Source organism: Moorena sp. SIO3A2, from assembly GCF_010672265.1.
GTDB classification, from domain to species: Bacteria; Cyanobacteriota; Cyanobacteriia; order Cyanobacteriales; family Coleofasciculaceae; genus Moorena; species Moorena producens.
In genome coordinates this window covers 325,410-344,921 of the sequence record NZ_JAAHHC010000001.1, presented here as the reverse complement: position 1 = coordinate 344,921, position 19,512 = coordinate 325,410, and the positions used below count along the sequence as shown (strand labels likewise).

Annotated in this window: 16 protein-coding genes and 2 pseudogenes; 4 read left to right on the top strand and 14 right to left on the bottom strand. The window is 43.8% G+C overall.

Annotated features, from left to right (window positions below; translation table 11 throughout):
* Positions 1–144: 144 nt before the first annotated feature.
* The 4 genes and pseudogenes from F6K64_RS01515 to F6K64_RS01500 all read right to left on the bottom strand — a co-directional run bounded on the left by F6K64_RS01515 (position 145) and on the right by F6K64_RS01500 (position 3,810).
* Positions 145–1,530, bottom strand: coding sequence for a PI-PLC domain-containing protein (locus F6K64_RS01515; protein ID WP_048815270.1), 1,386 nt, complete (start codon positions 1,528–1,530; stop codon positions 145–147).
* Between the two features lie 246 nt (positions 1,531–1,776).
* On the bottom strand, positions 1,777–2,211 hold the full coding sequence (locus F6K64_RS01510; protein ID WP_008185865.1) for a hypothetical protein: 435 nt from the start codon (positions 2,209–2,211) through the stop codon (positions 1,777–1,779).
* Positions 2,212–3,010: 799 nt separating this feature from the next.
* Positions 3,011–3,607, bottom strand: a pseudogene (locus F6K64_RS01505) (zinc ribbon domain-containing protein); the annotation flags it as partial.
* A 98-nt stretch (positions 3,608–3,705) separates the two neighbouring features.
* A complete protein-coding gene (locus F6K64_RS01500; RefSeq protein ID WP_287264711.1) occupies positions 3,706–3,810 on the bottom strand; it encodes a MerR family DNA-binding transcriptional regulator in 105 nt (34 codons plus the stop codon).
* Positions 3,811–3,878: 68 nt separating this feature from the next.
* On the opposite strand from F6K64_RS01500, the gene F6K64_RS01495 reads away from it, so the two are divergent.
* Positions 3,879–4,442 carry an SDR family NAD(P)-dependent oxidoreductase gene (locus F6K64_RS01495; protein ID WP_081431876.1) on the top strand — a complete coding sequence of 188 codons (564 nt, stop codon included), beginning with the start codon at positions 3,879–3,881 and terminating at the stop codon, positions 4,440–4,442.
* A 93-nt stretch (positions 4,443–4,535) separates the two neighbouring features.
* Here the strand turns inward: F6K64_RS01495 and F6K64_RS01490 are convergent, their stop codons facing one another.
* From F6K64_RS01490 to hslO, 9 genes and pseudogenes are all read right to left on the bottom strand, one after another.
* On the bottom strand, positions 4,536–5,258 hold the full coding sequence (locus F6K64_RS01490) for a metallophosphoesterase family protein (RefSeq protein WP_008177499.1): 723 nt from the start codon (positions 5,256–5,258) through the stop codon (positions 4,536–4,538).
* A 33-nt stretch (positions 5,259–5,291) separates the two neighbouring features.
* Complete coding sequence (locus F6K64_RS01485) at positions 5,292–6,107, bottom strand: metallophosphoesterase family protein (RefSeq protein WP_071104567.1); 816 nt, start codon at positions 6,105–6,107, stop codon at positions 5,292–5,294.
* The gene (locus F6K64_RS01480; protein WP_008177495.1) at positions 6,104–6,856 is read right to left on the bottom strand and encodes a CobW family GTP-binding protein; all 753 of its coding nucleotides are present in this window, start codon (positions 6,854–6,856) and stop codon (positions 6,104–6,106) included. Before F6K64_RS01480 ends, F6K64_RS01485 begins: the two co-directional genes overlap by 4 nt.
* An 85-nt stretch (positions 6,857–6,941) precedes the next feature.
* Positions 6,942–7,598: a GTP cyclohydrolase I FolE gene (gene folE, locus F6K64_RS01475; RefSeq protein ID WP_071104566.1), complete on the bottom strand. Its 657-nt coding sequence runs from the start codon at positions 7,596–7,598 to the stop codon at positions 6,942–6,944.
* 358 nt (positions 7,599–7,956) lie between these two features.
* Positions 7,957–8,719: pseudogene (locus tag F6K64_RS38715) on the bottom strand (IS1634 family transposase); the annotation flags it as partial.
* A gap of 679 nt (positions 8,720–9,398) precedes the next feature.
* A complete protein-coding gene (locus F6K64_RS01455) occupies positions 9,399–10,826 on the bottom strand; it encodes an ion transporter (protein ID WP_071104503.1) in 1,428 nt (475 codons plus the stop codon).
* 230 nt (positions 10,827–11,056) lie between these two features.
* A complete protein-coding gene (locus tag F6K64_RS01450) occupies positions 11,057–11,191 on the bottom strand; it encodes a hypothetical protein (protein WP_267871959.1) in 135 nt (44 codons plus the stop codon).
* Positions 11,192–11,444: 253 nt separating this feature from the next.
* Positions 11,445–13,748, bottom strand: coding sequence for an AAA family ATPase (locus F6K64_RS01445; protein WP_008177481.1), 2,304 nt, complete (start codon positions 13,746–13,748; stop codon positions 11,445–11,447).
* Between the two features lie 224 nt (positions 13,749–13,972).
* A complete protein-coding gene (gene hslO, locus F6K64_RS01440; RefSeq protein ID WP_287248125.1) occupies positions 13,973–14,857 on the bottom strand; it encodes an Hsp33 family molecular chaperone HslO in 885 nt (294 codons plus the stop codon).
* 182 nt (positions 14,858–15,039) lie between these two features.
* Between hslO and F6K64_RS01435 the strand changes: the two genes are divergently transcribed.
* Positions 15,040–15,435, top strand: a complete 396-nt coding sequence (locus F6K64_RS01435) for a hypothetical protein (protein WP_287248127.1) — start codon at positions 15,040–15,042, stop codon at positions 15,433–15,435.
* Here F6K64_RS01435 and F6K64_RS01430 read toward each other — a convergent pair.
* Positions 15,432–15,776: a metal-sensing transcriptional repressor gene (locus tag F6K64_RS01430; RefSeq protein WP_008177474.1), complete on the bottom strand. Its 345-nt coding sequence runs from the start codon at positions 15,774–15,776 to the stop codon at positions 15,432–15,434. The genes F6K64_RS01435 and F6K64_RS01430 overlap by 4 nt on opposite strands.
* 449 nt (positions 15,777–16,225) lie before the next feature.
* On the opposite strand from F6K64_RS01430, the gene F6K64_RS01425 reads away from it, so the two are divergent.
* Positions 16,226–17,434 (top strand): HhoA/HhoB/HtrA family serine endopeptidase, encoded by a 1,209-nt coding sequence (locus F6K64_RS01425; RefSeq protein ID WP_287248130.1) that lies wholly within the window; start codon positions 16,226–16,228, stop codon positions 17,432–17,434.
* A 765-nt stretch (positions 17,435–18,199) separates the two neighbouring features.
* Positions 18,200–19,219, top strand: coding sequence for a LicD family protein (locus tag F6K64_RS01420; protein ID WP_287248132.1), 1,020 nt, complete (start codon positions 18,200–18,202; stop codon positions 19,217–19,219).
* The last annotated feature ends 293 nt before the right edge of the window (positions 19,220–19,512 follow it).

The window sequence follows — 19,512 nt, the reverse complement described above, 5'->3', positions numbered from 1 at the left end:
CGTTTAATCTGAGTGTAAGCCTTGAGCTATCAGCCATTAGCTTTCAGCTTTTTAATAAAATAAGCTGACGGCTAATAGCTGATAGCTAACATCGGGCTACACCAATTAAGCCCCCCTAGGAATATTAGGGAATGCTGCCCTATCCTACTGCTCGCAATTGTAGCCGCCTTTCATTCTACCATCATTCCAGTCTTTTATTTCAAAATTATCTATTCCAATGTAGCTAAGTCCATAGCTATTAACTGCAGTGCTGTAGGAACAATCATTCTCTGGGGAAATCACTCCAACATGGGATACATAGTTATTGCTTCTGACAGCCTCTCCTAAACTGCTAGACATGCTTTCGAAAATGAAATTATCGCAGACTACAGACTCCGCCGTCTTGGCATCGAAACTCTTTGGTATTCCAGTAATCTCTTCTAGTGTCTCTACATCAGGGCAAGCAAATATCAACCCTTGATTGTAGTTTGTATCTCGAACATATTGAGCAATTACTGGGTTAGGATTTCCTGTTATTCCTCCTGCCGGTCCACTACCGCCAATGATTACCATGAATTGTCCTTTATAATCACCCTCTTTGCCCCAACAATTATTTTGTGCAGCAACTCGCATAGATGATAGTCCTTCGCTGTTTTGTAAGCAGCCCTCCCCTTCTAGTAAGTCAGTGGGTTCGTAAAAAATATCTGCATTATTTGGAGATAGTATTCTTATAATTAGAGCATCTAGATCCTGGGGACCCCTTTGTTCGCCCTTTTGCCCCCAACCTTGTTTCTTATCAATCAAGATAGTAACAAGCTCGTGTTCGGGATTTTCTTCGTGCCATTGTCTGACATCATTCAGGCAGTCTGATAGGAATTTACCACTACAGTTATTGCGTGGGAAATCTGTCGGGTTGTGAAATACGAACCAATTTCCTGGTACTGAGCCACCACCACCAATTCCGAAAGGCGAATCAAAGATATCAATCTCGATCGCTTTTACCTGGTCTAGGACTTCCGCCAAACTATTGGCATATTGTAGCTCGTAACTGTTGTGACTCATTGGTTTAAAAACCTGACCAATATTAAGGGAGTCACTATAGTCACAGGTAGTATTTTGATTTCCCCCACCATTGTCTTCGCAAGTGGAAGTATAACCTAATACTTGAAAAAGTTGAGTAGCACCATTGGGATTTCCTATGTACATTTTAGGGTCTTTTACCAGCTCTGTAAAAGAACAATCACGCAGGTCTCGAAAAATTGTGGGGTCAGAACCGGGTTGATCTTGTGCAACACTAAATTCAATCTGATCAGCTTCATCTGTCAGTTCGATCTGCCATTGTATCAGGTCACCTTCGCAATATCGTGTGCTGAAATTATCACTGCTACGCCAAGTTTGACCATCTTGGGGTCTTGATTCTGACCAGCCAATAAAACAGATCTCGCCTTGAGGTTCACAAGCTGAGGCATAAGCCTTCGGTACAGGGATGAGACTGGTAATAATCAGACTCAGTAAAGCAGCTATGAAAAATTGCTTAAGGGTTTTGAACATCTTAATCACTTTGTTTTTCAACAGTATTTTCAACAGTGTTTTCAACAGTAACTGTCTAGAACGTTAGTGAATTAGAGTAGTCAATTAGAGTATGATTTCTACAAAGGCGGATAGACACAGGAGGATAGACACAAGGTAGTTCATTCTATGATTCCCTTGCATCTATCTCTTTATTCTAGAAAGCCAGAACAGAAGGTAAACTAGATTACTCTAATTCTGGATTACTCTAATCTGCCAACTTGAACTTTACTGAGGCATGGGTTCATTAGTGTAAACATGCACTGAGAACGTTTGACCCGCTCCCCTTGGATTTCCTAGGTACAGATTGTTATCTTGGAACATAGTAGTGATTCCACAGTATACAATTGGATCCTGTAAAGTAGGGTCACTTCCACTTACATCTTTTGCAAGACCAAATTCAATGTTTTCAGCATCCGGACCTTGGGCGATCCACATCATCTGAGTTCCTGGGCAATATCCTGTGCTGAAATTATCACTGCTACGCCAGCTTTGACCATCTTGGGGACCTTTTTCAGAGAAGACAACAGCACATAGAGTACCGTTATCAGGACCAGGAGGTTGACAAGGAAACTGAGCATAGGCTTTCGGTACAAAAATACCGCTGGTAATCAGAATGCTGAGTAGACCAGCTAAGAACAATTGCTTGATGAATTTGAACATTAATTTACCTCGTTGGTGTGTATCTAATGTGTATCTAAGTTATTACCCTCTTGCTGACAGAGGGCTGTGAACAACACGTCCAGAGGTAGTTAACCTTTAACCTTTAAGCTGCAAATAGCTATAGAAACCAGCTGGTGATTGTGGCAGGTATATCCTTAAACAGACCTAGCACACAACCGGTTAGCTCTCATTTTTTTAAGCACCCTAAATTTTTGATAAGCTGTTGCGCATCTAAGCTTTAGATTTGCCTATCTGATTAAATCCTGGCCAAGCTTTACCCATAAGCATTTTGACCAGAAGTTTTATGTTATAATAGGCAGATTGAATCATCACAGCTCTGGTTTTACTTAATCATACTAATATCTTAAAAATAATTTGTCAAGCCTTTTTTTTAGACCCAATTCAGATTTGCTTTTGGCTGGTGCTATAATGTGGTATGTTCTATGAACTATATTTTTTTACCCTTTCGGAGCCGCTAATTTATACAACCTTTATCCTCAGAAGGATTAAGTGATTTGAGCCTAGTTTGGATTAATGATTAGGATCCTATGGCATTCCCGTCCCGTGACCTACGCTCAATCGCTAGTTGTGTAATACTTACAGGATCTATAAATTGCCAGGGTTATACCCATAGGAAAGGGAGCAGGGAACAGGGAGCAGGGAGTAGGAATCAAAAATTTTCACAATTCATTGAAGATACCTATAGCACCTAAATTTACTGACTCTATTTTCAATAATTAAGTCTGTGATCAACTGTATTCCGATACTTTTTAGCTACCAAAGTCTACCAAGGTAGAAATTAGCCCGCCAAGGCAAGATGCTCTCGCATCCAGGGTGTATCTACCAAAGCTCTCAGGAATATCCCACGAGCGCCATTTATATCTCTATCCATTTTTTGACCATCAATTTTGGACTTAATGATTTTGCTTCCACCAATTTTGACGAGTTCACCTGTCCAGCTGACAGTTTGGCTGGTGTAGGCTTCACATACATCAACTACGAGCTTTCCTGTCTCGAAAGCTTTATGCTTAAGGAACTGTTTGAACCTGTAATGAGCAAAAGAGAGTAGGTTTCGGACTGTTTTTGTTCGCGTAGCGTGGCCTTTTGGCCAACGAATCTTTCGCTCTTGTCGTTTTGACATTTGAGATGTCTCAAAAGTGGGAAGCAGAATAAAGTCAAAATTGTCAACCAAAAATCTGGCAGCTTTGTGATGCAATTCATTGATCAAGTTCTGTATTCTGATAGTGATTATTCTGGCCGCCTTTCTGATTCGACGTTTTTGTTTACCTTTTGATAGGCTGATTTTTGAAATCAGCCTATCAAAAGGTAAACATAGACGCTGAATTCGAGAAAAGTCCCCTTCACCAATTTTTCCTACAGAATTTTCGGTGACATACTCCCACACGCTCATCGAAGATTACAGTGTGGGCTTCTTACCAACTCCAGCCATCACTATCGGCTTTCGCCGACGCGGGGCGCGTTCGGATACACGGGTTACTTTATTAACGACACGGGCCCCTCTTTGTCCCACCGCCTAAGAGTTGAGATCGAGACTCCGAGGTGCTCGGCTGCCTCTTTTGGAGTGACATATTTTTTCATTGACCGTGAACCTTACTAAATCTAGTATACTTAACTTTAGTAAAGTTTGCTAAGGCTTAGTAAGATATCTGGCTAATAGTTGCACCTCTTTGAAGGGTAATGTCGAAAACCTCAGGGTGAATGACTATCGACGTCTTTGGGAAACCAATGTTTTTGGGGTACTGAGTACCATCTACGCCACCTTAGATGACCTCAAGAAAACTAAAGGAAGACTGGTCATCATTAGTAGCGTAAAAAGTTACGTTGCCTTGAGTGGCGATTCTCCCTATAGTATGAGCAAATTTGCGATGCGGGCTTTGTGTGAGTCGTTGTCTCAAGAGTTGGCTCCCGATGGGGTGTCGGTCACACACATTTGTCCAGGGTACGTTGCTACTGAAATTCGTCAGCTAGACAATCAGGGAATTTGGCATTCAGACTGGGAGGATCCTATTTCCCCCAGGCTTCTGATTTCTGCTGATCAAACTGCCAAACAAATTGTTAAAGCTATTTCCCGACGACAACGGGAACAGGTAATAACAAACTACGGCAAGCTGATTGTCCTGATCAAGCGTCACATGCCTTGGTTGCTCTCATTGCTGATTTCAAAATTCCAAATCAAGGTAGCTTCTAAGCCGTCACCGATTCAGCAATAATATTTTTTACTATAGCAATTATCATCTCATTTTCCAGAAAGTTGTCTCCGACTACCTGTTTTTGCACTTAGCCATACCTTTAGTAACCTGAAACTAATTACCAGATCCCTTTTTATTGCCATAAAAAACTGTTTTAAACTCCAGAAAATCGCTGTTTGGACTATAAAGCGTATAAATAGCCTTTCCTAGTTCTTTGCCTACATTTCCTACACCAACAACTCTTCTTTTGGGTGCAGTAATAGTTTGCACGGGTTGCTGGCGATCTAAAGTCATCACCGAACTATTTACTGAACCTCTTTGTAGTTGATATTCAAATACTTGACCCGAACGACCACAAAAGAGATGATTTGCCTGGACTCTTTGCAAGCGGTCTAGCATTTGCCAGGGTAAGGTTTCGGGGGTTAACTCATCGCTGACGCTAACAGTGCTACCGTGAATTAACAAACAATCTAATTCAAAGAAGCCAAAATGACAGTTGCGTAACCACTGTACGGTTTCGCGAGATACCGAATCCCAAAGAAGTTTAGCGGTTTCTTTACCAAAGCGCTCGATTAATTCTGTCGGTTCTGCTGTCGAACCCAAACCGTGTAAAGCAAAGCATTGTTCTTCCCACCAGCCGAAGCATACTTGGGGTTCTAATTCTCCAGGTAAAGGATTCTGAATTCGTTTAATTACTTGTTCGCTATCTTGGTTAGCTGCTACGATATCGCCCAGAATATACAATGCTTCCACCTTAACGCGCTGGCGTTTGATATCTGCCAACACTGCTTCGTAAGCTGCGATATTTCCTTCAATTCCGCTTAAAATTGCCCACATTGATTTTCAATTTAAATATTTAAGTAATTTAATTTACCTCTCACACACATGAGTAGGATCGTCGGCTTTTTCGGCAAATTCCAAACCTCTAGCCAAACGCCAAGCGAAAATCGGTGGTAAACCAGCATCTAAGATGGCAGCGCAGGTTGTTTGATAGTCATACTCCACTTCCCGCAAGTTTACTGCTTGTGTTTCCGTGTCATAGATAACATAGGTAGCATTGGGACGACCATGACGGGGTTCGCCTACCGAACCGACATTGATAATTCGCTTCAGGGGAGTATTAAAACTTATGGTTGGTTGTTCGTTTCCACTGGGTTGACGAACTTTAACCTGTAATTGTCCAGAATCTAGGGTGCGGACATAGGGAAAGTGGGTATGTCCGCAAAATAATATATCTGCATCGCTGGAGAGAACTCTTTCTAAAGCAGTGAAAGCATCCATTTCGGGTAACAAATATTCGTGGTTGCTATTAGGACTACCATGTACGAAACAGAGATTATCTTCTTTGTAGGTATGGGGTAGTTGGGCTAAATATTCCCTAACTTCGGCATTGACGTGCTTATTTGTCCATTCGTGGGCAATTTTACCTCTTTTTTCCGCCAACAGGGAAGGATAACTACATTCACAAGCATTTAGTCCTTCTACAATATCTTCATCCCAACAACCCTGTACAGTGGGAATATCTAAAGAACGAATTTGTTCCACCACTGCATTAGGATAGGGACCATAACCCACTAAATCCCCCAGACAATAAATCTTTTCTGCTTTTTGTTCGTCAATATCCAGTAAAACTGCATCTAAAGCTGCATAATTACCATGGATACAAGATATCACTGCTATTTTCATACCACTTCTACCTCTGGTTCACTTTCTAAAGACTCTTTTACTTGTTGTTGGTAATAATTAATTGCCGATTCGGGAAGACAGCAATCTCGGACAGTTTGAACAATTTCAGCTTTATCTAAATTACTACCTACTATTTCAAAACCACTAAAACGATCTGGTTTACCATTTAACCAACGGGGTAATTTTAAAGGTTTAAATGCTAATTCCGATTCCCCTAGTATGAAGTCACCATAATAAATTTGTCCATCCACTAGGTCGAAAATTCCTTTTACCCGAGCTACCTCACCGTAAGCACCTTGAGTAAGTTCCAGCCAAAAAGTAGCTAAACTATCAAAATCTACAATTTCCCCCGTCAAAACCCCCCGATGAATCTGCAAAGCTGTGGTTGGCTTACTGATGTTATTTCCTGGAATAACTTCATCCGCCCAAGTATTTAACTCTGTACTATCTGTATCGCCGGGGATTATGGCTACTCGATGGGGGTTCAAAGTTTGCAGTAAAGGTTCAATTCCGGCTAAATCCAAATACCAGGGAATCTCTAGATAAGTTATGGTTTTGTCTAATTCCGCTTCTTCCCCTGTCTGATAAAGTTTTAGTTGAGGGTATTCACTTTGGAGATATATTGCATCAATGGGTACGGAATCAGTTTGAGGACTGAAATAACCTACAGGTTTATTGGTTTGGGCTATTTGTTGACCAATCCAGTGGGTTTTACCGCCACCGGTCGGACTGGCGACAGCAATAATCATAAGCAGTTTTGTTGATAACGATAATTATTGTATCAAAAAAAGAGATGAGCTTTATACCCATCTCTCATGCTGTCACGCGAATTAATTAATGCATTGAACGGTTGTAGTGAATTAAACTCATAAACTCCTGACGGGTTTTTGGATCATCTGCAAATACGCCTCTAACCGCACTAGTGGCAGTCCAAGAACCAGGTTTTTGGACTCCTCGCATTACCATACACATATGGCTTGCTTCCACTACTACCGCCACCCCTTTTGGTTTTAATAATCCTTGAAGGGCATCGGCAATTTGGGCAGTTAATCTTTCCTGTACCTGCAAACGTCGTCCGTACATTTCACAAATACGAGCAATTTTTGACAGTCCGATTACCTTACCGTCGGGAATATAAGCGACGTGAGCGTGACCGAGAATAGGTAAGATATGGTGTTCGCAGGAGCTAAATAGGTCAATGTCCCGAACTAAGACCATTTCATTGGTATTTTCGTGAAATACTGCCCCGTTGAGGAGTTCGTCTAAAGATTGATGATAGCCAGAAGTCAGAAATTTTAAGGCTTTGACCACTCTTTTAGGAGTATCTTTCAAGCCTTCGCGGTCTGGGTCTTCTCCCAATCCTAACAGTAAAGTCCGTACCGCTTGGCGCATCTCTTCTTCAGAAACGAGAGGTTGGTGGGTGGTATTTAGTTTTGGTAATTTGCGATTAATTTTATCAATCTGGTTCGGTTCGGACTTACCTAAGGTCATGAATTTGAATTAGATGAAATTAAACAGTAACAGAAGTAGCCAAGCAGTTATTTAACTTTTGGCGAAGTTTATCGGTATCTATAATGATAACCGATAAAGACTAGCTGATTCGTAAATTCGCACTAAACCTTGTAGGATAAGGCTTGCGCTACAATAGCAAAACTGAACTATTTAATAACCAAAAGACAATCATACCAAGGCTTTCAGACTTTTTGAGATTTACGTTACGAATCAGCTGTTAATTGCGATGCGGCTTTGCCGACGCTACGGGAACGCAACGACTTCTGTTTCTTTTGCTCAAAGCCAGCTAAAATATCGCAATCAATAGGACTAATGTACCCCACATTCCGCAGGTGGGTCAGATCAACAAATAATATTTTTGGCAGGGAGCACCGAGAAACTGTAGAATCCCTTGATGCTCTTGGGTTAAGTTGATAATCTGTTGAACTCCATCAACAAGACCTATGTGAATCGACTGAAAACACTGAAACACCCAACGCATTGTTGGGGTAGCCGTCGGCTTACCTAATTGATTGTCAATGGTTTGTTTGGTTCTGCTGAGAGCTTGGCGTAAGGCTCTGTGAGCCAGAGTATAAACCAACAAACACAGACCCATCACCATGTGCGTTGGCGGCTACCCGTTTAGGAGTTTTGAGAAAGACACTGTAGGCATACGAACATCGGGTCTTTGAGAAAACGGAAACCCCTCTCAGTGCATTGTTGCCCTTTGTACTCACAGAGGATCTCCTCTGGGCTAAGTTGTTTCGACTCCAAGACATTGGTGGCAAGAACGAACCGTCCCGCCCTTCTTCGAGCCAGGGCAACCACCTCTTGTTTAACTTTCAAAGTCCCTTGGAGACGATAGTGATAGCCGTCTGGAGGTTGTCCTATTCGCGGTCGTCCCGGTTTGTGGTAGTAAGGATGTGGCACGACTTCGAGCTGAGACAAGCGCATGATAACGCAACTGTTGATTCAACTTTTCCCCTGCCCTGAAGGCATCAGCAGCACAGGCGAAGTCCTGTTGCCCTAACTGCAACAGTAGCTTTTGAGCCGACTGCTGATGCTGTTGGATTTTCTTGTTCTTGCTGCTTGAGGTCAGCTTCTTTTCTAGCTTGACTCTCCCGCTTCCGGAGTGTACTCGAAAAAGCAAGCGAGCGAAGCTGAATAATCATTAGTTACCATCTTCAGTAACACTCGGCGGATTGTGCTGTATGATGGCAGTCGGTTGACTTGAAACAATTGGCTCAACTCCTCACGATTGTTTCAATCCAATCAGCGTACGCTAAAAATCTTTTATTCCCTGCAGCTACTGCTAGGGTAAAGATAGCCAGACATATAGCCACGCTCGTGTCAACATCCGCTGCCCTAATCGAGCATCTGGTAAATCAGAAAAGGCTTCTAAAATAGCAATTTGACCCATTGATGTTGATTCTCTTGTGCCCTTGTGCCGGGAGCAGGTCTTGCGTTGCAGAACAAATGAACTATGTACCATCACAGCAAGCTTAAACCCATGAGGGGGCATAAGATTTAGTACAAATGTTCGGCATTTGTGACATGCTCCCTGTTGTGCCAAAGCATCTTATCTTACCATCTAGAATGAAATAGCCCTGTACCAATTACGGAGAGGAGGTTTAATTTTGAAGTGCCAGGGAAGTAAGTTTTAAAAAATTGTAACTGCCCAGATAGGGTATCTAGATAAAGACAAGCGGAATGTGGGTTTAAAACGTCGGAATCATGGTAAACTGAAGGGGGATATGAACTTGCGATCGCACCATAAAAACCTGCCGACAAGTTGAGACTTCACCGGACTGGAACCCCAATTTTCGGCAAACTACGAGCAATAATCACTAAGTGATCGCCAGACAGTAGTGTTTGATCTTTGGGGGGATTAATTAGGGTTTCCCGATTTCCATTGCTATGGCGCTCTATTGCGATCAACGTTGTATCAAACTCCTCTTTCAACCGCCGAGCAGCTTCCCAAAACGAAATGTCAACCCACCTCTGTGGTAAAACAATTTTGTAGAATTGGTTTCCCACTTGCACAGTTAGCAACTCTGCCAGCACATCTACAGCCCCTAGGTTCCGAGCTGAGGTAGCGATTAAGTGACTGGCTAGTTCATCAACAACAATAACATCTTCAACTCCCGCTACTCGCAGTTGGACATTGTTTTTCCGGTCAAGGAGTTGAGCACAAGTGTAGATTCCGGGTTGGAGTTTTTCAATGGTCAAGGCAGCTAGGACTGTCCGTGCATCCCGGTCTTGGTCACTTCGAGGACGGGTAGAATCAGCAAGGAGGATTGCCCGTGAGGCATGATAGATCCCCACACTTTCGAGGACATCAATAGTAGTGTAATCACCAATATAGAAATATATTTGGGAACGGTTAACTCCCTTGAGTTCCCACTCTGGTGTGTCGGTAAACTCTGCCACAACCACCATTGGATAGTGCTTGAGCTCAGAGTCTGCCTGGAGTTCCTCAATGAGTAGGTGACCACCTCGGTTCCAGCCGCAGATAACAATGTGATTGCGCAGTTCATCCAGTTCCAAGTATTTCACCTCCATGACTGTTCTAAGTCGTTGCACCATCACTGCTGACACTACACCAGTGAAGACGGCAAACATGGTTAACCCGCCAATGACTACCATGAGGGTAATCAGACGCCCAGCATCAGTCTGGGGTTCACCACCAATGGGTTCTCCTGAGATTAGGGTAAAAAAACTCCACCATAATGAGTCTCTTAGGGAAGCAAATGACTCATTTTGTCCTCCCTCCAGCAAATACATCCCTAAAGCACCGACTAATATAATTAAGCCGATAATCAGAAAAACTCCAATCTGAGCACTAATACTGGCAGCCAGTGAGGAAGAGATACGGTTGAGGTTACGGTTTACCAAAATTCCGACTCTGAGCAGCCTTAACATCCGTAAAACTCGCAATAAGCGGAATGCCCGGAACAAAGGCAGCACAGCAACAATATCCAGCCAGTAGTGACGCAAGAACCGACGTTTGTTTCTTGCCACTAGGTAGCGGATTGTTAGTTCTACGATAAATATGCCCGTCAGTAGCTCTTCGCTTACATAGACCAGTCCATATATGAAACCTGCACCCTCTAGACTTGCTTCAACAACCACTAGAACTACCGAAAGTAGAATTAGCAGAATGAGGGTGAATTCAGTTTGGGGAGCATGAATGAACTGGTCAAGACGGGACTTGATGGTTGATGACAAGTTAAAGTCTTCTATATTAAATGGAATTCACTCCATTTAATATTAAGAATTTTTAATTCTGAATGCTTCCCCCACCTGAGTTTTCATGGTGTGGGTATCCGTCTTAATTACAAGGTTTTATCCCTCGCGACAGGCGGCATTCTCGCGCCTGTTGCCAGGACTTTTGCTGGACTATTCCCCCAAGTCGTTGTCTTGATGCAATAGCGAGTGGGGGAAACCACGGCAGTCGCTCATGGGGGGAACCCCCAAGACCGCGCTGCCTCCCCAAGACCGTAATGGTGCGCTTTCCGTAGGCGAATTAAATTCGCCACGGGTCGCACCTCTGCATCGCTTCCGCTGTGGGGCTTATGCTTAGAAACTTTCACCTAGAGTCTGACGTTTATAAACCGACAGAGCGAGGAAAAACAGGTTTAATTTCCCTATCGTGAGAGGTCGTGCCTCCAGTTTGCTCAGAATCTCGTTCTGCCCTTTGCCGTACCACTCAAGATAATTCAATTATATCACAATTTGCCGCTCCTTGACCCCCACCTGCGTTCTCGTGGTGGGGGAATGCGTCGCTCATTTTTGTTCAATTTCCACAGGTTTGCTCCTAGCCGGTTGTACTACCCTCGGAAACTCTTAAGAGTCAGCATCAATCAACTCAATCTTCCTACCAGCGGGGGGATTAAACCTGGGCGGCTCTAACTGAGTCGGTGGTTTGACGATACCCGATGGTGAGGTCACTTCCGGTGGTGGAACCACAATTGGGAAGGAGCGAACCGGTGATGGCGGTTTGACCACTGATGATGGTTTTACCACTGATGGTGGGGAGGGAGCTGGTTTCGGGATCACCACTTGTGGGGGAGATGGAGGCGGAACCGGTCTTGGTCGTCTTACGGGCACAGGAGGTGGGGGAGGTGGGGCTAAAATCTTGCGCCATGATTGAATTTGCCGTTGGGCTTCCTGGTAAGGGCGAGTACCAGACGGAACTATGTTTGCGATCGCAATGGATTCAGACAGGTTATAGGCAGAACGACTTCTGGCTATGGATAGGATTTTGTAACTCCAGCGATTGACTACTGTTCTCGCCTCGCTACGGGATTTGGTTGAGGTTGGCACTTGCCTAGCTACTCGAATCGCTTTTCTTAGGGCTTGTGGAGTTCCAGCCTCAGCAATTTGGTAAGCTTCCCGTAAACGCTGCTGACCCTCTAGTTCTAACTTCCAGCTTCTGACTTTGCTTTGGGCTTCATTGTACAGAGCCCGACCTGCCTTAATTTGTTGGGCAGTTGCCACGGCTGCATATAGATCACCCCGGATTGCCAGAGTGCGTGCTTGGTCTAAATAAGGTTGGTCTTCTTGCTGCTGGATACTTCTAGACCACTGATTAATTTTACTTTGAGCTTCCTGGTAAAGACTACGACCTCGGGAAATTTTACGGGCTTCTTGAACAGCAGCTTGCAAAGAATCAATGCTGCCATAACTAGCCAGTTGTGCTGCCCGTTCCAGGAATGGCCTGTCTTCGATCAGCTGAATTTGACGAGTCCAATCTCGAATTTCGCCCCGTGCTTCCTCATAGCGGGGATTACCACGAGGGATCTGTTCCACTTCAGCTACTGCCAGTCTTAAGTCACTAGGTAAACCCGAGGTAGCATAGGTTCTGGCTCGCTCAAGTCGCGCCACATCTTCTACTTCTCGTTGCCAACGGCTAATTAATTGCTGCCCTTTCTTATATAGGGGACGTTCTGATCCCAGCTTTTGGGCAGATGCGATCGCTTCTTCTAAATCCCAGGTTGTACCAGACTCAGCACGAGATAGGGCATGAGCTAGGTCAATTAAATCCGATTTGAGTTCAGGTACTTTAATCGTTTCGGGAAGTTTATAGGCAATGTCAAGAACTTCGGACCACTTACCTTGCTCTAGCTTGTTCTGAGCAATCTCCACCAGCTTGTTGCCAGAGTCTTTAATTAAATCCTGAGCTTCTTTGTAAGCATAACTTTGCTCTGTGATTTCCTTAGCTTTTTCAATAGCTGCCAGGATCTTCTCTATATTGCCACTTCTACTCAGCTCATAAGCCTTATCCAGCTTAGCCGAGTCTTCCCGTCCCATCTTAATCTTATCCGTTAGCTGGTTATACTTAGCCGTAGCCCAGTAGTCATTGTCCACATAGGTCAATCGTACTGCTTCGCGAAATGCTAAGTTCCAGTTTGATAACCTCAACTGTTTTTCCGCTTGCTCATAAACTCCCTCTGCCCTCGACCAGATTTTCTGCCAACGTTTTACCCGCTTTTCTACTATCGCGCCAGCTACGGATTTTGAAGGAATACGTTTAGCAATCTTAAGAGCTTCACTGAGCTGACCAGCTTGAAACTTAGCTTCCCCAATCTCTAGGATTACCTGTGACCACTCTTCGATATGTTGGTTAACTTGTGGGCGTAACGGGTGATCTTCGGGCAGGGCATCCACTAATGCGATCGCTTTTAGCAACTGGGGGACAGTTTGCTGATTTGCTGCCACCTGAGCACAAGATAGGCGCATCGATGCTGAAGCCGTTGGCCAAAACACAGCACGGCAGTTTGGTACAGCTGGCAACCTTAACAACATCATTGCTGAAGCAAATCCAGCACTACCGAAAAGCAACACAACTAAAGCTGACCAAAACTGCCAACTGCGAGGCAAGAGGTTTTTTACTCCAGTCGTTTTTCCTGAGGGAGCTTGTCTACCGGTAGTTTGTGCTGTGTTTAATCGAGAGTTAGCTACTGGTTGACCAACCCCAAATTTTTCTGATTGCTGGGGGGGCTGTGTCGATGGGTTTCCTCGGTCAGGATAGTTTACGTTCGGTTGAGTAACCGGCTGGCTCTGGTTAGGTTGCCAGCCATTAAACTTACCTGAACTTGAACCATTTGAGGTTGGCCAACGGTCTGGAAATTCTCTATTTCTGGTCATAATTCACTTCCACACTCCCTACACCGGAAGACAGCAGGTTGTTTACAGCAACCTCAGTTGTTGAGATTTTACCCACCTTACACATATAGAGTCTACACCCTATCTTATAGTAGTGTTCTTATAATTCTGGTTGAGTTTATATGCTGATCCATATTTCTTGCAATCCTTTACAAGTCAGGATTCTAATCTTCCAGTTACAGTAGGAAGTCCAGTAGCTACTGAGTTTACAATTCTTTTATCAATTGAGATAGTTGATCGGGATTGGCATGATAGACCTCTGAGCAAAAATGACAAGTTGCCTCAGCGCCACCGTCTTTTTCTATCATATCCTGAAGTTCCTCTTTTCCCAGCATTTTCAGAGCCCCCAACATCCGGTCAAAGGAGCAACCACAGTTAAAATGCAGCATCTGGGTTTCTGGAAAAATCTCTAGCTCCATATCCCCCAGCAACTGTTCAAAAATCTCTGGTAAGGTCTGGTTAGCTTGGAGCAGTGGTGTAAAACCTGATAGTTTGGTAATGCGAGATTCCAAAGTTTGAACTAATGCCTCATCCGTTGCTGCCTTAGGCATAACTTGGATTAAAATACCCCCAGCCGCAGTGACCCCTTGAGCACCTACGAATACACCAACCACCAGCGCTGATGGGGTTTGTTCCGAATTTAGCAGATAGTGAGCGATGTCATCACCTATTTCACCAGAAACCAACTCTACTGTACTCGAATAGGGATAGCCATAACCCACATCCCTAACCACGTATAGGAAACCATCCTTACCAACAGCACCACCCACATCTAATTTGCCCTTCTTATTTGGTGGCAGTTCCACCTCTGGGTTGTCTACATAACCTCGAACTTTACCATCTAATCCTGCATCCACCATAATTCCACCCAGTGGACCATTGCCATTGATCCGAATATTGACCCTCGACTCTGCTCGCTTCATACTAGAAGCCAGCAGAAGACCTGCAGACATGGTACGACCTAGGGCAGCCGTTGCCACATAAGAGAGTTGGTGACGTTGTCTAGCTTCTTCCGTCAGGCGTGTAGTAATCACACCAACTGCGCGAATACCCCCTGAAGCTGCTGTGGCGCGAATTAACTGGTCAGCCATAGAAAACTCTTACACTTCTTAATATAATTAATGTTTATTTTACAAAGTATTGAGAAAGTATCGAGTCCCTTGCTTGCCCTCTCCTTTTAGCCGAGGCATTAAAACAACAGACGGGATTTATCCCATTGGTTCATTCACAATAATTACAAATATTTCCTACGAGTAAGGACGATCTAACCAAAATGCTAGGAATCTTTCAAAAAAGTCATCTGAGGATTGAAGTCGAAGCACCACAAAATGTGATCCGGGATAGTCTGCTCTATACCGCGCAACTGCACCAGTGGTTGTGGCCGGAGAATTTATCTTCCGAGTTACCCGAACAGCTAGATTTAGGATTGACCTTTACTTCTTCCATCGGGCCAGTAGCAGTACAACACAAAGTTGAGCTTGTTCAGCCGAACTGTTTAAGACTGCTCTTGAGCCAGGGAATTGATGGTTATCATGAATGGTATTGGGGAGATGGTTGGGTACAATCTCGCCTAGAAGGGGTGTCTTTGTTACCCTTGAATTGGGGTCAAACCTTAAGTTTGCTGAGGCTACGTCAGTTTGTAGAACAGCATAAAGCCTCTGACTCCTAACGTAAAAATTGATCTAAAGCGGCTTTCAACTCCTCAATTTCTACCTCAATGTTGCCCTGCTCAGCGGCACGACCGATACACTCGCTTAAATGTTCATCTAGGATAATTCGTGCCACTTTATCCAAAGCCCCTCGAACTGCAGCAATCTGTACCAAAACATCAGGACAGGGGCGACTTTCTTGCACCATAGTCTTAATCCCTCGAATATGCCCCTCGATTCGAGACAGGCGATTGATAATTCGCCTCAGAGATTCTTCATCATGGACGTGACCATGGGTATGTTCACTATGGTTGTGATTCAGTTCTTGAGTCAGGGCATATTCTCTATCTTTCGAGATCATAGCGGTTTTATTAGTTTTATTAGTCCAAGGTTAACCAACTTCCTGGGTATATCATTATTGATAATTATTAAGCTTAACTTCTTCGGGTCTCAAGGGCTGATCACCCCTTGAGGTCAACCTCTCTCACTCTCGGTGCGCGCCTCCTAGGGTCGCACCGTCTGGAACTCGCCCAGGTACTACTAACGTCATAGTAATAACTCTCAAAATAGCGATTAGATGCTTGTAGCAACTAATCCACAATCCTACAAATCTGCCTCGAAACCCACTCCTGGCTCTGGGTGGGAGGAATATCAGGGAAGGTAAACTTGAGTTAGGGGTTAACACTAAGGGTCAGCAACAACTGACTACTAACCACTAGCCAAAGCCAAGTAAATCCCATGGGTTTTAGGTCGTGGGATTGGCTTAGCAATAGTATTCCCCAAAATTAACCAGAAGAATACGATAATACTATGTCATCAACTAAATTTTCGATTTGGCTTCGCTCAATTAGTAACTATCTCTTGGCTATTTTACTTGGAGTCTTATTGACAGTTGGCGTTTATCGTGTATCTCCCTCCAAGGCTGCTCCTGTACCCAGCACAGACTCAGTAACTCCGCCACTGATCGCCCAACAACTGCTAAGTCCACAGCAAGCTAGTAATAGCAGTTTTGTAACAGCAGCGGTGAATCGGGTTGGAGCAGCAGTGGTGCGTATTGACACCGAGCGCACAGTTTCCAGGCGCGTCGATCCCTTGTTTGATGACCCCTTCTTCCGGCGCTTTTTCGGTGATGACTTTTCAGCCCAAATTCCCCAAGAAAGACGTTTACAAGGTCAAGGCTCTGGCTTTATCATTGACAACAGTGGCATCCTACTGACTAATGCCCATGTTGTGGAAGGTGCAGATAAAGTAACCGTTACCCTCAAGGATGGGCGCAAGTTTAATGGTCAAGTCAAGGGTGTTGATGAATTCACTGACTTAGCTGTTGTCAAAATTAACGGTACTTCCTTACCGATTGTCTCTCTAGGGGATTCGAGTCAAGTTCAGGTTGGAGATTGGGCTATTGCTGTTGGTAACCCCCTAGGGCTAGATAATACAGTGACTTTGGGAATTGTCAGCACCATAGGACGCTCCAGCGCTCAGGCAGGTATTCCCGACAAGCGACTGGACTTTATACAAACCGATGCTGCTATTAATCCTGGAAACTCTGGTGGTCCGTTGTTGAATGCTACAGGGGAAGTTATTGGCATCAACACTGCTATTCGGGCTAATGCCATGGGAATTGGTTTTGCTATTCCCATCAACAAAGTCAAAGAGATTTCCAACAAACTAGCCCAAGGGCAAAAAGTTGTCCATCCATATATCGGTGTTCGGATGACAACCCTAACCCCGGAACTAGCACAAGAGAACAACAATGATCCCAACTCTGTTTTACTATTACCAGAAATCAATGGTGTCTTGGTAATTCAAGTAATGCCGGATACACCAGCTGCTGATGCTGGTATGCGTCGTGGGGACATAATTGTTCAAATTGATGGAACATCTGTTACTAATGCCACACAACTACAGCGCCTTGTGGAAAATAGTGGAGTAAATAAGGTTCTAGAAATAAAAGTAAGGCGCGGTAAGCAGACTACTAGCGTGTTTGTCCGCACCGATGCACTAAAAAATCCTAATTAGTGATTACCAAAAAATTTGGGTCTAAAGCCCCGTCCTTACAGGAGGGCTTTTTTTTTGTTCGCAACTGAAGGCTCCAAAGGAGCATCTTTGTATTGACAGTTTGGTAGCACCGTGTTAATATAAAGGAATAATTAATGTTCTAAATAAACATGATATTGAATAATTAGACAGTGTAAAAAACATGTTTTGAGATAATCATGTTGCACAATCAAGTCTAACGATTTGGACATCTATGAAAGTCTTTGATCAAAAAAATGTTCATCTAAATTTGTTAACTTAAACTTGTTAACTTAAACTTGTTAACTATTTTAGGTACGGTGGGGTTAGAAGTTACCGTAAAAATAGTGGAGCCTTTATAGTTAGTCGGCGCTTGTGTAAAAATTTTTAACCTTTTTGATTAAGGCTCCACTATTCTATGGTTTAGTTTCCGGCACACCGAAACCTGGATCCGCTGATCCAATACGCTTATAGATAATTGTCCTCTACCTTTTCTGGTTCAGACCTGAATAGGCAAGACAGCTCGTTGTTCGCTTAGCGTGGCCTACGGCCAAGTAAGAATCCCCTTTGTTATAGCAGGGCTGTAACATTGCTCGATGCTAAAATTCCTGGGTGAGGGGCTCAAAGCCCGTTAATGTCAAGCAAATCGCCGTTTTTTTATACTATTTTTAATAATATAAAAACAGGGGCGAAACCGCTGCCACTCGGGAGCTTTAGCGAACCGAAAAATTGACAATGAAACAGCCCTGCGTTGTTATAGGAGGGGGAGTGTCAAGAAATTCACCAGATGATCTAGTACAGGCAATCGCCAACACCCAGAAAAACATTGAGCTACAACCAGATAATCCTCAACTTTATTTAGAATTGGGAGAACTCTACTGCCAACAAGGTGAGTGGGTCGAATCAATTGCCTGTTACCTGAAAGCGATTAAGATTAAACCGGACTGCGAGGAATTTCACGAGCAGCTGTGGTACCTATTGTTGTCTGCTCAGATATCATCCCAGGGATTAGAAGAAATTGATCGCTGTGCCCGTCAAGTGATACAAGCAGCCACCATGTATCAGCAAGCCCTTGCGCTAGAGTCAGATGTGTTATCAGCGCAACCCCACGAGGCGCTGACAAAACAAGAAGGACTTGCTGAAGCGATCGCGGATTACAACTATGCCATCGAGAAGGGCATTGAGTCAAAAATGACAGGGACAATCGCAGACATGGTGGTTGCTTTGGCTGAGAAATTAAAACCAATACATTGGCAATTGCGCCAAGATTTCCAGTTCCTTGATTCCCTCCTTAGACAGCATCATATCCCTTACTGGGCTATTTCAGGAACTTTAATCGGTGCTCTGCGACACGAAGGAGTCATTCCCTGGGATGATGACATTGATATTGAGATGACAGAGGCAGATTTCCAGAAATTATTTACTTTAGAAACTCTCCTCAATGATCATGGTTTCTACTTTAGAAAGATCGAAAAAAATCTTTACAAAATAACTGACGGGATTGAAATTTATATCTATGACCAAAGGAGATTGCCCTCTGAAGGGGGACATCCTCAGTATCCAGATCTCGATGAGATCTTTCCTTTGCGAGAGTTTCAATTCTACAATTTTAAGATTTATGGACCCAACCAGGCCGAGAGGTATCTCAAAAGAGGATACGGGCAAGACGTTTTAAAGGTTTGCAGGATTTGGAATCATCGTTTGAATGTCGCACTAGGACCTGATCACGATCCGAAGCGATATTCATTGAGCACAAAAAAGGTTAAAATTATTTTAAATTTAGTTTAAAGGTTCGTTAAACGTCGTTAGATAAGGCTATTGAGCCTTTGCACTGGTTTCCCTAACTCCCCTGATTTCTTCCCCACCATGGAAGGGCTGGGAGCTAGGTAAGCTTGTCATGTCTCTAAACACTGCTAGTCAAGTAGTGCTGAAAGGCTATGAGCCGACAGCAGCATCAGGGATTAGAGAGCTAATCCTGAGTTAACTGTGTTTTGAGTGGCTCATGATCGATTGAGATCCTTAACAAAGATGAAAATCTTGCCTATCCCCTAGACCGCTTTGGTTAAACATTGTTGCAATTT